The 12,011-nt window shown below is 67.7% G+C and carries 18 protein-coding genes; 6 read left to right on the top strand and 12 right to left on the bottom strand.

Annotation, left to right across the window (positions count from 1 at the left end):
- Positions 1–276: Imm10 family immunity protein (locus tag ACFPIJ_RS51150; protein WP_380126772.1), on the bottom strand; the 276-nt coding region annotated here is incomplete at its 3' end.
- A gap of 224 nt (positions 277–500) precedes the next feature.
- Here ACFPIJ_RS51150 and ACFPIJ_RS51145 point away from each other — a divergent pair.
- Positions 501–1,238 (top strand): hypothetical protein, encoded by a 738-nt coding sequence (locus tag ACFPIJ_RS51145; protein ID WP_380126771.1) that lies wholly within the window; start codon positions 501–503, stop codon positions 1,236–1,238.
- A 133-nt stretch (positions 1,239–1,371) separates the two neighbouring features.
- Here the strand turns inward: ACFPIJ_RS51145 and ACFPIJ_RS51140 are convergent, their stop codons facing one another.
- The 5 genes from ACFPIJ_RS51140 to ACFPIJ_RS51120 form a co-directional block, all read right to left on the bottom strand.
- Positions 1,372–1,773: an Imm10 family immunity protein gene (locus ACFPIJ_RS51140; RefSeq protein WP_380126770.1), complete on the bottom strand. Its 402-nt coding sequence runs from the start codon at positions 1,771–1,773 to the stop codon at positions 1,372–1,374.
- A gap of 188 nt (positions 1,774–1,961) precedes the next feature.
- Complete coding sequence (locus tag ACFPIJ_RS51135; RefSeq protein ID WP_380126768.1) at positions 1,962–2,090, bottom strand: hypothetical protein; 129 nt, start codon at positions 2,088–2,090, stop codon at positions 1,962–1,964.
- Between the two features lie 42 nt (positions 2,091–2,132).
- Entirely contained in the window at positions 2,133–2,489 is a 357-nt protein-coding gene (locus tag ACFPIJ_RS51130; protein ID WP_380126767.1) for a hypothetical protein, read from the bottom strand.
- 263 nt (positions 2,490–2,752) lie between these two features.
- Complete coding sequence (locus ACFPIJ_RS51125; protein WP_380126766.1) at positions 2,753–2,974, bottom strand: hypothetical protein; 222 nt, start codon at positions 2,972–2,974, stop codon at positions 2,753–2,755.
- Positions 2,975–3,151: 177 nt separating this feature from the next.
- On the bottom strand, positions 3,152–3,700 hold the full coding sequence (locus ACFPIJ_RS51120) for a DUF4262 domain-containing protein (protein WP_380126765.1): 549 nt from the start codon (positions 3,698–3,700) through the stop codon (positions 3,152–3,154).
- A gap of 334 nt (positions 3,701–4,034) precedes the next feature.
- Here ACFPIJ_RS51120 and ACFPIJ_RS51115 point away from each other — a divergent pair, with 334 nt between their 5' ends.
- Positions 4,035–4,394 carry a hypothetical protein gene (locus tag ACFPIJ_RS51115; RefSeq protein WP_380126764.1) on the top strand — a complete coding sequence of 120 codons (360 nt, stop codon included), beginning with the start codon at positions 4,035–4,037 and terminating at the stop codon, positions 4,392–4,394.
- Positions 4,395–4,543: 149 nt separating this feature from the next.
- On the opposite strand, the gene ACFPIJ_RS51110 is transcribed toward ACFPIJ_RS51115, so the two are convergent.
- Positions 4,544–5,038, bottom strand: coding sequence for a polysaccharide deacetylase family protein (locus ACFPIJ_RS51110; RefSeq protein ID WP_380126763.1), 495 nt, complete (start codon positions 5,036–5,038; stop codon positions 4,544–4,546).
- Between the two features lie 273 nt (positions 5,039–5,311).
- Complete coding sequence (locus ACFPIJ_RS51105; protein ID WP_380126762.1) at positions 5,312–5,581, bottom strand: hypothetical protein; 270 nt, start codon at positions 5,579–5,581, stop codon at positions 5,312–5,314.
- Positions 5,582–5,802: 221 nt separating this feature from the next.
- On the opposite strand from ACFPIJ_RS51105, the gene ACFPIJ_RS51100 reads away from it, so the two are divergent.
- Complete coding sequence (locus ACFPIJ_RS51100; protein WP_380126761.1) at positions 5,803–6,585, top strand: DUF6193 family natural product biosynthesis protein; 783 nt, start codon at positions 5,803–5,805, stop codon at positions 6,583–6,585.
- Positions 6,586–6,612: 27 nt separating this feature from the next.
- Here the strand turns inward: ACFPIJ_RS51100 and ACFPIJ_RS51095 are convergent, their stop codons facing one another.
- Positions 6,613–7,248, bottom strand: a complete 636-nt coding sequence (locus ACFPIJ_RS51095) for a LysE family translocator (protein WP_380126759.1) — start codon at positions 7,246–7,248, stop codon at positions 6,613–6,615.
- A gap of 484 nt (positions 7,249–7,732) precedes the next feature.
- The gene (locus ACFPIJ_RS51090; protein ID WP_380126758.1) at positions 7,733–8,353 is read right to left on the bottom strand and encodes a DUF1062 domain-containing protein; all 621 of its coding nucleotides are present in this window, start codon (positions 8,351–8,353) and stop codon (positions 7,733–7,735) included.
- Between the two features lie 400 nt (positions 8,354–8,753).
- Here ACFPIJ_RS51090 and ACFPIJ_RS51085 point away from each other — a divergent pair, with 400 nt between their 5' ends.
- Complete coding sequence (locus tag ACFPIJ_RS51085) at positions 8,754–9,530, top strand: maleylpyruvate isomerase family mycothiol-dependent enzyme (RefSeq protein ID WP_380126757.1); 777 nt, start codon at positions 8,754–8,756, stop codon at positions 9,528–9,530.
- Between the two features lie 303 nt (positions 9,531–9,833).
- Here ACFPIJ_RS51085 and ACFPIJ_RS51080 read toward each other — a convergent pair whose 3' ends face one another.
- Complete coding sequence (locus tag ACFPIJ_RS51080) at positions 9,834–10,427, bottom strand: GNAT family N-acetyltransferase (protein WP_380126755.1); 594 nt, start codon at positions 10,425–10,427, stop codon at positions 9,834–9,836.
- A 285-nt stretch (positions 10,428–10,712) separates the two neighbouring features.
- Here ACFPIJ_RS51080 and ACFPIJ_RS51075 point away from each other — a divergent pair, with 285 nt between their 5' ends.
- Both ACFPIJ_RS51075 and ACFPIJ_RS51070 read left to right on the top strand, forming a co-directional pair.
- On the top strand, positions 10,713–10,853 hold the full coding sequence (locus ACFPIJ_RS51075; protein ID WP_380126754.1) for a hypothetical protein: 141 nt from the start codon (positions 10,713–10,715) through the stop codon (positions 10,851–10,853).
- Positions 10,854–10,941: 88 nt separating this feature from the next.
- Positions 10,942–11,472 (top strand): hypothetical protein, encoded by a 531-nt coding sequence (locus ACFPIJ_RS51070; RefSeq protein WP_380126753.1) that lies wholly within the window; start codon positions 10,942–10,944, stop codon positions 11,470–11,472.
- Between the two features lie 273 nt (positions 11,473–11,745).
- On the opposite strand, the gene ACFPIJ_RS51065 is transcribed toward ACFPIJ_RS51070, so the two are convergent.
- A partial coding sequence (locus ACFPIJ_RS51065; RefSeq protein ID WP_465252347.1) for a carboxymuconolactone decarboxylase family protein occupies positions 11,746–12,011 on the bottom strand: 266 nt, incomplete at its 5' end.

Below are 12,011 nucleotides of genomic sequence, written 5' to 3'. Positions count from 1 at the left end.
CAGGCCGAGTTCGGCCAGTGCGTGCTGGTCGATGATGACGTGCATGCGGTTGCCGTCGATGGTGAGTTCGCGGACGCATCCGTACGCGGTGCCGTGGGTCTCGGTGACCAGGCAGTGGGTGTCGTGGCCGAGTCTCACGTCCTGATCGTCCGGAGGTTCGAGGCCTGCCTGGAAGATCAGCGCGCGACCGGTGCCGTCGTCCCGCTCAGCGATGGCTGCGACCAGGCACAACTCGTCATCTACGCCGGATACCCGCCCGATGAACTCGATCGGCATGGCGCCTTTGTAGCACGGTCGGCCGAACCATCATGCTGACATCCGCAACTGCCGCCGTGGGAGCATGTGGCCGCACGAATCCCATCACCCTCTGTTGATCTGGACCAGGCCGACGGTGTTCTCGCTGCCGCGCGACTCTGCCGATGAGCGTGAGTCGACCAGCCGGTGTGGTGAAGATTCGATGCGATCTGACCGAGCCCGTACCGGTAAGCGATGATCGTAGGATGGTCATTCCATCACCGTTGCGTGAGTCATTGCAGAGTCCAGTGTTCTGGGCGCGGTACACATTCGCCCACGAGGACGGCCCCGGAGCCGATCGGCTCGGCGACCTCGAAGAGCTGCTCGACGACGACCTCGATGATGATGAGGAGCAGTCGGAAGAAGCGGCGCTTGAGGCGCAGTTCGATGTCGGTGGCGGCTACCGTGTGCTGCTGACTGTCGATAGCCAGGTTGACTCCTACAGCCTGGGGATCGTCGCCCCGGACTCAGCCGACACGGCGGAACTGGGTTGGGACGACCTGGCGCACTGGCACCCGTATGCGCTGCGCTGGTCCGAACTCGACCTGATCTGCTGGGCGGTCGCAGCCCTCGACCCACAGCTGCCGCACCCTGGGGCGCCGCTGGCGCTGCTGTGCCGATTCGCCGCTGTCTTCGAGGACGACGACGTGGACCGTGCCGTCGCCGCTGTAGACGCGGCGTACGCCTCGCTACGCCCGCAACAGTGGGACGGCTATTGGCCGCGTGGCACCGACTGGCTCGACCGTGCGGACTTCCGCGGTCAGCACGTCGTCTGGCAGCGCGACCAGGCCGGCAACCTGTGGGCCCGCCAGGAACCCGTCCATGAGACGGACTTCTACAGCACCCGCGTGGAACCGGCGGCCGGAACGGACCACTTTCCGTACGCTCGGCTCCAGGCCCTGCTGGCCGCCGCCGCTGCCACGCTGAACACCAACGTGGCTTGATCAACGCGATCACCAGTCCGGTCAGAAACCGAGGCGCCGAGGTGCACTCATCTGCCGCCGTCCGTGAGCGCGAAGGTCAATAGGCGTTGCTACAGGAGTCAGCAGATGCGGCCAGCTTGAGTATTGAGTGGTTCTACGTCCGCAGCACCGTTGGCTGCGCCTCCGGACGGCCATAGGTCAGGATTCGGTCCAGGTAGCCGCGTAGGAGGTCAATGGATTCCGGTTCGACTGCGAGCTCAACATGGATCTCAACATCGTCCAGACCGAGATCGGCCAGCGCATGTTCGGCGAGAGTGACATACAGGCGGTTACCGTCGATGGTGAGCTCCCGGACGCATCCATATGCGGTGCCATGAGTCTCGGTGACCAGGCAGTGGGTGTCGTGACCCAGTCTCACGTCCTGATCGTCGGGGGCTTCAAGACCTGCCTGGAATATCAGGGCGCGACCGGTACCGTCCTCCTGCTCGGCGACGGCCGCAACCAGGCAGTACTCGTCATCCACGCCAGCTACCTGCGCGACAAACTCGATCGGCATAGCGCCTTCGTACCACAGCCGGCCAGGCACCTATGCCGACATCCACTCATGCCGCGATTCGGCGCGTCGCCCGAGGTGTGGAGGGTGGCTGCTGCATCCGGGTCGGTGTCCCCGGCCCGCGTCCGCATCCCGGCCAGGTCCCGCAGCGCGCCGGGGAGGCCACGGTCAGCGGCCCGCACCGCAGGGCCTCAGCGCCTGCGGCACCCCTGAGCCTCCTCCCGGATCATGGCCAGGGCCTGCAGCGCAAAGGTGTCGCCGCGGTTGGCGGCCCGCACCGCCAGGGCCTCAGCGCCTGCGGCGTCCCCAGCCTCCCGCATCAGAAGCGCACCAACTCGAGACGCTGAGCGGCATGCGCCAGTTCACGGCTTCTGGGGACATTGGTCGAGCGCCGTCTGCATCGCCTCGAGATCCTGACCGCTGGCGCTGTAGGCGTCCGCTGCTGCGGTGACAGACGCTTTCAGGCCGGGGTCATCGGCCCTGTCCGCGATCGATCGCAACGCGTCACCGAACGCTTTGTTGTACGCCAGCCGTGCGGCCTTCGCGCCGTCGGGCGTGCCGGTGCCCTGGTACGCCTTCTCGATCTCAGCCGTGAGCGCCTTTAGCTCCGGTGCTTCCGATGTGTAGTACTTGATGGTGGCGCGTGCCTTGGCGCACGTCTCCTCGGCCGTGTCCGAAGATCCGCAGCCCCCGGTCAGGACCGCCGCGACCAAAACCATACCGACCAGTGCACGCCTCATGGCGCAAGATCAAATCACCTCGTGGTGGTTCTGCGCTACGCGATTGTGGCCAGCTTCTTCAGTTGGGGCGGCAGATCTCGCGACCGAAGCACACACCGGCGTGATCGAGGAGCTGCGTCTGCTCATCGAGGCCGGCTCCGCGTAACGCCGATCTCCGCGTGGCGACCGCTGAGGTCGGGCGCGAACATCCGTCCCTGACCGCTCGTCCCGTCTTGTCATCCCGCTCGGACCGGCAGGCCGGCTCAACCAGCGCCTTCGGCCGGTGGCGGCCAGATTGTTGCATAGGTCCCATCGGCCTCGTAGTTCGTCTGCCGAGAGATATCGATGAACACCGGGCCGAATCTTGACTCGACCCGCCAATGCTCAAACTGGTCCAGCTCAAAGTCGGCGTATCTGGCCAGGAGGCGGTTCAACTGGACCAACTCGGCATCGCTCAGCGGTCCATCCGGTTCGTCGGCGGTCATCTGGTCACTATGGCGGATTCGATGCACTGATCTGCCGCCGAGCGAGCGCGCCGCCGGCTCCAGCTCATGTGACTCGCTGTACGCCGGTGCGCGGACGAGGGAACGGCCCGGTGCTTTCTCCCGATCGCCCTGCACGGGAGGCCGAACAGACGGCAGCCCAGGACCGGCTGCTGCAGATCACAGATCCTGAGTCCATACGCCCTTCGGATGCAGGGCAGGCGGTAGCCAGAGTTGCGGCTGACGTACGCGAACGACTGCCTCGCTATCTGCGTCCCACGTGAGGCGGCCGTTGCGATCCGGCCATAGCACCTGGAGAAACGGGATCGGTGGCCGCCGGTAGAAGGCAATGGCGCGGGCGAAGAACGCGCGACACCAACGCAAGTCGACATCCCTGAGCTGGAGCGGCCACCGCTCGATCACACCGTCGAGTGTTTGGCCAGCCTCGACCGATTGCCCGGCCACGGCCCGCCTGCCGATGTCGTTGAGGCAGGTACGCAGTACCTCAACGTCCAACCCGAACATGGCGAGCTCCGGAATCCGATAGCTGTGCCACAAGCCGATCGTGTACGCCCAGCCCGGGCCGTGATCGTCCTCGGGGACCATGAGCACGCTCCAGCCGTGCGCCTGTACCTGGCTGACGGTGTTGACCTCGGCAGGATCGCGCTCGCTTCGGTCGCCGTAGTCGTGGCACATGACGCACCGACAACCTGTTTGCTCGTACCTCACGCCCGTGATCGTAGGGTGCCGAAGTGCCAGTGCATGACGGCACAGAGCACGAACCATCCATTCAGCGCGTGAACCATGCGACGCTGAGCCGCACGATCGATCGAGCCACTCAGGACCGACGGCGCACTCATCTGCCGCAGGTCTCGCACGGCGGGCGACTCGAAGGTCGTCACGCCTCGTGGCCGCGAGCCGGGTGCGACGACGTATGGCAACTGCGCTCGCTCGACGCCGATGAGCGTTCGCCCGGGCGTGGATCGAGCCGAGTTGGCGCGGCCCCGACGGCCAGGCATGATCTTCGCGCAGTAGAGGAAGACGCCAGGTAAGGGAGACGGTCATGGCAACCCGGAAGACCTCCATCACCGAGGTGCCCTACGACGAACGCGGGAACCTGCTCTTCTACGTCGAAGGCTCGCGCGGCTACTCCTACCTCGACGACGATTCGTACGTGGTGTCGTACAGCATGCGACCCAACGTCGCGTTCACCGCGACACTGACCCTGGACTCCATGCGAACCGGGCGATCCGCGAAGTACCTGGTCTGGCGCGACGCCGACGGGCATCACTATCCGATGTTCATCTCAGACCTCACGACGATGCTGCCCCTGGTCACCGTGCGCCGCGGCGTCGTGTCCGGCACCTGGATCGTGCGCAAGAAGGGGCAGAACTTCGGCATCGCGCTCGACACGGGCAGCTGAGTCACGCACCGGCGTGCTTCCACCGCCTGCGGCCTCAGCCGGCCCGCTGACGGCAAAGGTTCGACGTCCGGACATGCCGCCGATCGTGCGTGGAGTCATGCGTTGATGGGTCGTCACCTCGGCTTCCCGTTCGAGCCGAAGTCAACTGCCTACGTCAAGCCGGGTGACTTCTGGGCCATTCCCACCCGCAGCGGCGATCGGTACAGCGCGGTGACGGTCTGTGGTCCGGCGCCGTCATGCAGGAGCACGATCGAGCCCGGGCGGGTGTTCGTCAGCACGTTGTGGATGATCGACTGGACCCCGGGGCCGCGCCAGTCCTGCGGATCGACGCTCCAGTAGATCGATGTCATCCCCATGCCGGCCGCGATGCTCACGACCTGCGACGAGAAGTTGCCTCCGGGGCACGGTAATAGCGGATCAGCGCGCCGGGTATGACCGCGTGGATCGCGTCGTTGGTGCGTTTGCAGCTCGGTCCTGATCCGGTCGGCGGGGCGGGAAGGCAGCATCTCGTCGTGGCTCCACGTGTGGTTGCACAGCGTGTGTCCCTCGGCCACCATCCGCTGTACCAGTGCGGCGTGCGCGGCGACCTGCCTGCCGACCATGCAGAACGTCGCCTTGATGTGGTGCTGGGCCAACAGATCCACCGGCACCGACCTGACCGCCACGGCCGGACGCAACGGTGTCCCGCTGTTGCCACCAAGGGTCAGTACCAGGACGGCCAACCCGGGTACGGCTGTGCGGCGCCAGGGCACGGATGAACTCCAGGTAGAGGTGTCGTACGGCATGCCGCCGGCCGCAGCCGCGGTCTGGCGCGTCGAACCGCGGCCGCGCTGCTCGCACGTGCCGATGACCAGCGCGTTCTGTAGGGCCGCCCTTGCGCGGATTGCAGTCTTGCACCCGCACCACGCCCATCGAGATCAACCGTCAGCCTGCTGCGCGGCCCGCGCTCGATGGGCGGTTCGCCGGCGCACCCCGAAGGGCACTAATACCGCACCGGTCGCTACCGCGGCCAGGGCTGCGACCCACCACGGCAACACTGGAATCAACAGCAGGGCGAAGAAGCACAGCGGCACGAATATCGCGGCGTCCAGCACGACGTGGTCGGCCGACCAGCGCCGAACCCGCGACATGGACAGTGCGGCAGGGCCGAGCAGCAACCCGTACGTCAAGAAGGCCAGCAGGCCCACGACCGGTCCCCGCCGTCCGGCCATGTTGAACCCCATGAGCCCGGCGACCGCCACGGCACCGGCGAGGCGCGCAACCTTTCCCGCCCGGCCACCCAACCGCGCTGACCCACTGATAGGTGCCATGGCAACATGGTGCCGCATCCGCTCAAGCCGCAGGGTTCGCGCGGCAGGTTGCAGCGTCCGACGTGTCGAGCTACGGCTGCAGTGCTCGCACGTGGTCGATGAGCGGGTACGCGCCGTGGGTGCGGCTGCGGCACAATCGCTCGGTGATGTCCGCTGATCTCGATGCGCTGTATCCCGACATCGCCGCCGAAGGCGGTCTCGTCTCGGCGTTGTCAGCCGTTGCGATGAAGCAAGGACTATCGGTTCCATTCACGTCGCCGGAACCTGGTTCGCTGCGCAGCGCCACCGCGACCAGCACGGTCTCACACCGCAACCATCTGACCATCGACGCGTGGACCGTCAAACGGCGGTGGTCGATCACGGGTTGTGAGTCCTTCCAGGGTCTGGCACTGATCGAAGGAGACACCGAAGATCCGGCTCAGATCGCCCGGGCCGCGCAGGCCTGGCACGACGGCGCCGCGCTGGCCGAGATCCGTCGGGTTGCGACGTTCGTGAAGCTGACCGGCCGCTTCGAGGTGCCGGACCATGATGCCGTCCAATTGGCCGAGTCAGAGTGGCAGTGCCTGCGCCTGGAGGCGACCGAGATGAACCTGCCGCAGTACCAGGCGATGGTCGAGGCGGCATACCACGAACCGGCGCTGCGACGGCTCTACCCGTTCACCAGCCACTCGACACTGCGCTTCGCCATCACCACCCGTCCCAACCTTTCCGTCGTCCCGGTGTGCCTGGATGCGCACCAGGACAACCGGTACACCGTCAACGCTGAGTTCTTGGGCGAGATTCTTGCCGAGACCTCCACGGCGCAGGAGGCGGTGTTGTTGGCTGTTTCCCAGCTTCCCCCCGACCTCGGTCCTGTCGAACTCGGAGTGCCCCGAAGCTGAACCGTCACCGTTCAGGAAAGCCAGAACTTACCTGGCGGTTGTGAACGCGAGCCGGACGCCGAGGCCGATCAGTGCCGTGCCGCTGATCCCGTCGATGCAACGACGCATGGCCGGTCGGGCGAGCACCCGGCGCGCCGCGGCGACCAGGTTCGCCACGGTGAGGAACCAGGCGGCGGTGATGACCACGGCGATCATTGACAACGTCAGCAGCGGGACGAGGCCGGCGTCGGTCGGGAGGAACTGCGGCAGAAGCGCGACGAAGAACATCGCTGCCTTGGGGTTGAGCGCGTTGCACAGCAGACCGTCACGGAACGCTGCCAGCAGGCCTGGTCCGGCGGCTGGTCCGGTGTTCGGGTCGGGTCGCAGGTCGCGTGAGCGCAGTGCCGAGCGCAGTGCCTTGACACCCAGGTAGAGCAGATAGCCCGCTCCTGCAAGCTTGATGACGGTGAAGGCGACAGCGCTGACGGCGACCAGTGCTGCAACGCCGGTCGCGGCGGCGATCGCCCAGGCGAAGACCCCGGCGGCAACGCCCACCGCTGTCGCCATGCCATGCGCGCGGCCCGCAAGGACCGAGCGTCGCATCACAACGGCGAAGTCCGGCCCTGGCGAGATGGCACCAAGGGCGACAACGCCGCCGAAGGTCAGCACCTGCGCGGCTGTCATCACTGTTCCTCCCACCGTTCCGCGGCGACGAACGCCACCGCTGGGCCGTCACCGTGCCGCGGGCTCACACAGCACCTTCCTCGGACAGGCCGCCGGCTCCTCGCACCCGAGCGCGACATGGAACGCGCCTCGCGGCGGGTGACCAGCGCAGCGAGGCCGCGCGTTCGAAAGCTCGGCCGCGGCATCGCTGCTGGTGGCATGCCCCCACCCGGACCGACGAATCGTCCATCGCCATCTGAGCCACGATGCCATACGGAACACAAATCCGATGTCCGCTTCTGCCGCTGGCTGAGCGCGTTGGTCGGAGAGGTGACCATGGACGCCGCCCGGACCCCCTGCGCGGTAGCCAGCTTCGCCTTCCTCGCCGGGAAGCGGTACTTCGACGGCAGCTCGTTCACGTGAGCTGCCGCACGCTGGGCCGTCCGGCGGGCCGGATGGTACGGGCCGCCCCATGGCGCAGGTCATCGCGCCGTGGGGCGGCACCTCATGCCCGCTCGGGTGACAGCGGTGGGGCGGTGACGACCAGGAAGGTGAAGTCCTCGCGGGCCTTGGCGTCGATGGGTAGGGGCAGGCGGATGCGCCCGGAGTCGACCATGCCTCGCACGGCGGGACGGCTCAGGCCGAACCCGGCGGTGAGCAGCTTCTCGACCCGGATGGGTGCGGGGAACTCGAACCTGACGAGGACCTCGAGTGGCGCGGCATCCTCGCGCTGGAGGTCGTAGAACGGCATGTCGGTGTCCAGCTGCCAGGTGCCGGTCCAGTCGAGCTGGTAGGCGGCCTTGTGGGCGAGCGTCGCGTCCATGGTCAGCTGTCGCACCATGGCCGGATCGTTGTTCTCGAACATCAGTAGCCGCTCGTGGTCCAGCGCCCGCACGTTGATGCGCTCGTGGACGGGGATTTTCGACGTGCGGCCGCACAGGTTGCAGCAGATCAGCAGCCACACGTCGAGCAGCTTGTGGTTCGCGTTGACCCGGATCTTGCCGGTGGGACGGTGCCGCGTGGACCTGCATGACACGCAGGTCTTGACGATGGTGGGCAGTCCGAGCTCGCTGACCACCCACAGCGCTTTGCGGTCGATGCCGGGTTCGCGACCGTGGGCCGGCACGCGGATATGGCGGGAACTATGCATGGCTTCGGCGATTCCAAGGTCTAGGCAGGAGGCGCCCGGCAGCGCGACGGCGCGCCGGGGGGTGCCTCCCGGATCCAGTGGCGGGCAGCCGGCGTCTCGGAGGGGAGCACGCCGGCTGGCGCGACGTCGCAGATCACGTCGCGTGAAGGAAGCCCGCACCGGTCACGCGGTGCGGGCTTCGAGTGGCACGGCGGACGGAGACGGGGAGGTGACTCGAACCCGTCTTCATCGCGCACGTGCGCCACTGGTCACTGACCCATGCGCGTCAGCATGGTCAACCCGTGGGCCGCCGGGCAACGGATTTTCCGCGTGGCCCCGACGCCGGGGGTGGGGAAATCCGCTGTCGGTTGTCGGAGGGGGGTGGTACAAAGCCGCGATGGAAAAGACGCTGGAGTTCGCTGACCTGTTGCGGCTGATGGACGAACGGTCGACCGCGTTCCGGGCGGCGGTCGCCGCGGCACCCAGCCTCGACGTGCGGGTGCCGACCTGCCCTGAGTGGACGTTGTTCGACCTGGTGCAGCACCTGGGCGACGGCCGCCGCAAGTGGGCCGCCATCGTGGCTGCGGGGCCCGCCGACGCTCCGCCGGCGTTGTCCGCCCCGGTGGCGCCCCGGGAGCGCGAGGCGCTGCTGGCCTGGTTCGCCGCGTCGACGGGGGAGCTGCTGGACGCGCTGCGGGAGGCCGGCCCGGATCGTGGTTGCTGGACGTGGTGGGGTTCGTCGCAGTCGCCGCAGACGACTGGTGCCGTTGCCCGGCACCAGCTCCAGCAGGTCGCCGTGCACACCTACGACGCCCAGGTCGCCGTGGGCGCCCCGCAGCCGCTGCCGGACGACGTGGCCCTCGACGGTGTCGACGATTTCCTGACCACCTGCGTCGCGACGACGGCCGCGTGGCCGCACCAGCCCGCGATCATCGACTACCACGCCACCGAGGGCCGTTCCTGGCGGCTCTGGTTCTCCGCCGACGGCGCCCGGACCGCCCGCCTCTCCACGCCGGTCGCCGTCGAGGGCCCGGAGGTGGCCTATGTCTCCGCCCGGGGCACGGCCAATGAGCTGGTCATGTTCTGCTACGGCCGCATTCTGATGGACTCGCTGCAGGTCGACGGCGACCGGCGCGTCTTCGACCAGCTGATCGCCTGGGAGCCGGAGGAATAGGACGCGACGACGGACCCACCGCGGGCGGCCGCTACGCTGCGCGGGGGCGGGAGACGTCGAGTAGCCAGCCCGGCCTGCTCATCGGGGCCCGCCTCTCGGTGCGGCGGTAGACGCGGTCGCCGTGGTGGTGCCCAGGTTCGTTATTGAGATGGCGGCTGAAATCTGATGGTCCCGTTGGTCCGTATCGGCGTCGTGGCGTGTCGGAGGGTGCGGGCACGGCCATCGCTCGATCATCGATGACTTGTGGAGACTACCGAATATCGTGCGGCGGCCGCTGGGCACAAGGCGAGGTCCTGCATTTCATCAGCCTCGTCCGCCCGCACGTTCCGACGCGATCAGAGCTTCCACCTGCTCCAGCTCAGGGTCACGCAGGCCGACCGTTTCAGTGGTCCAGAACGCTTCGGGATAGATCAGCCGGCCGACCATCCACGGCTGGTACGACGAAAGTAGCGCCACCTGGAACCCCGGGTCCGGGATGCGCGTCGAGGGCGGGTCGAACCCAAGGGCGGAGGCGGAGCTGAACCCGCGGCGTCCGTAGTAGTTCGGGTTGCCCTCGAGGAAAACGGCTGGTGCGCCGCGATCTCCGGCGGTCTGCAGCGCCGCCGCGACCAACGCGGTGCCGACGCCGTGGCGCTGGCGGTCGGGACGTACCGACAGCGGGGAGAGCACCATCACCTCGACCAGCTCGCGTCGAGCGTCCACCCAGCCGCGTGAGAGACCGACGTGCCCGACCAGCTCCTCGTCGACAACAGCGACCAAACTCGCCCGAGCTGCTCCGCTGGTCTGCAGAACTCGCATCATCTGCACAACGCGCCCGTCCGGTGGCTCGCCGAATGCCGCCGAGACAACCTTCTCGGCAACCAGCTCTTCGGCCGGCATCGCATTACGGATCTCCATGGCGCGACCTTAGTGTCAGTGGTCCGCAGTCGCACCGCAGTTTTCGGGCTCCATCTCGCGCCAATCAGCGGGCGTGGCGGTGCGAGTGTACTGCAGAGATATGCCGACCTGATTCCCTTAACTGTCAACGAAATCCGGTACCTGATAGCAAAACAGACTGTCCCTTCGGTCGGTCGTCATGAGCACGACCGTCGAGGTCACCGCAGTAGAGCATGTACCTCTCGCTGTCGCTCACAAACCCGCGATGCGCTGGCGGCCCCGGACGACGCGCAGCTTCCCCAGTTCGTGCTGGCGTGGTCAGCGATCGAGGAGCTGTCGCGATACGCCGACCCCGAGTTCCTGCAGGTGGTCCTCGCCGATCTCGTCGGTCTTGCCCGCCGGGCGGCGCTGGCCGGCGATCATCTGTACTGCTGGGTGTGTCTGTAACCTCCGGCGTATCAACCTGATGCCCATTGTTCGCGGGACGTGTCCGCGCACGGTGTGCTGATTGCAGGTCTTCGCTACGCTGCCAGGCGTGGCATTGCCGGGTCCGGGTCGCGGCATCGTCTGGGCGCCGGACTCGGTGCGGGCGAGGCTGGAGGAGCCTGTGCGGCCCCGGATCGGCCTCGCCGGATTCCTACTGGTGGCGGTGGTCGGGTGCGCGTTGACGTGGGTGCCCGCGTTTGCCGTCTTCGCCGTGACAGGTGCCGTCGCGCCCTCCGTGACCGGCGGCGCGGGCGTCGGCGAGATCGCCTTGTGGGCGTTGCTGTTCGCCGTCCTGATCGGGATTGTCGAAGGCGTCACCGCGTTGATCGGGAAGCTGCGCGACCGTCGCCGTGCGAGGAGAGCGGTAGAGGACACCGAGGACGGGCCGGTCTGGCTCATCGTCGTGCGGGTGGCCCGGCACACGGCGCAGACGGCGGTCATCGCTGGGCTGGTCCTTGCGCCGCAAGGGCTCGGTGCCGCGGAGGTTGCCTGGCTGGCCTGCGGTCTCGGCGTCCTGCTCAACGCGCTGCCGGTCGCAGCGGTCAACCTGCTGCGCCGCCGCCGGCGCCCCGCCGGTTGAGCCGGCCGGGACGTCGACGCCCTGCAGCGGGCAGTTGCGGGCGACAACGTGACGCGGCGCCGGAGCTTGAGGGCGGGGCCGGTCATCGGCATCGGGCAGCTCGACGGGGTGCTACCGGCGGCCGGTCCGGCGGTGCTGTGCGGTCGCGGGGTCCACCGGCGCGTCGAGCATGTCAGTGTGCAGATGTGGCGTCGTCGATCACGACCGTGGTGGGGCTGCCGCTTTCCCCATCGCGGGTGCAGGCGTTCACCACTGCCACCGGTGGGTCGGCCATCAGGCGGCCGTGACGTCGACGAAGCGGGGAGCACCGGGCTCGAGTTCGACGCGAGCGGTGCGGGCGGCGAAACAGATCGCGTGGTACCACCCGCACAGCAGTGGCACGTCGAGCAGCTGCCGTTCGTCGAACAAGTCCTGCGCGGACCGCCACAGTTCGTCGTCGACGTCGCACGAGTCGTGCAGGGCGTCCACCATCCGGAAGAGCATGGCTTCGCGGCCGGCCGTCCAGCACGGATCGTCAGGCGAGCCGCAGGTGAGCGAGG

It is taken from the genome of Dactylosporangium cerinum, assembly GCF_042653625.1.
In the GTDB taxonomy this organism is placed as follows: Bacteria; Actinomycetota; Actinomycetes; order Mycobacteriales; family Micromonosporaceae; genus Dactylosporangium; species Dactylosporangium cerinum.
Note: the sequence above shows the minus strand (reverse complement) of the source record. Positions and strands in the feature narration are given on the sequence as shown.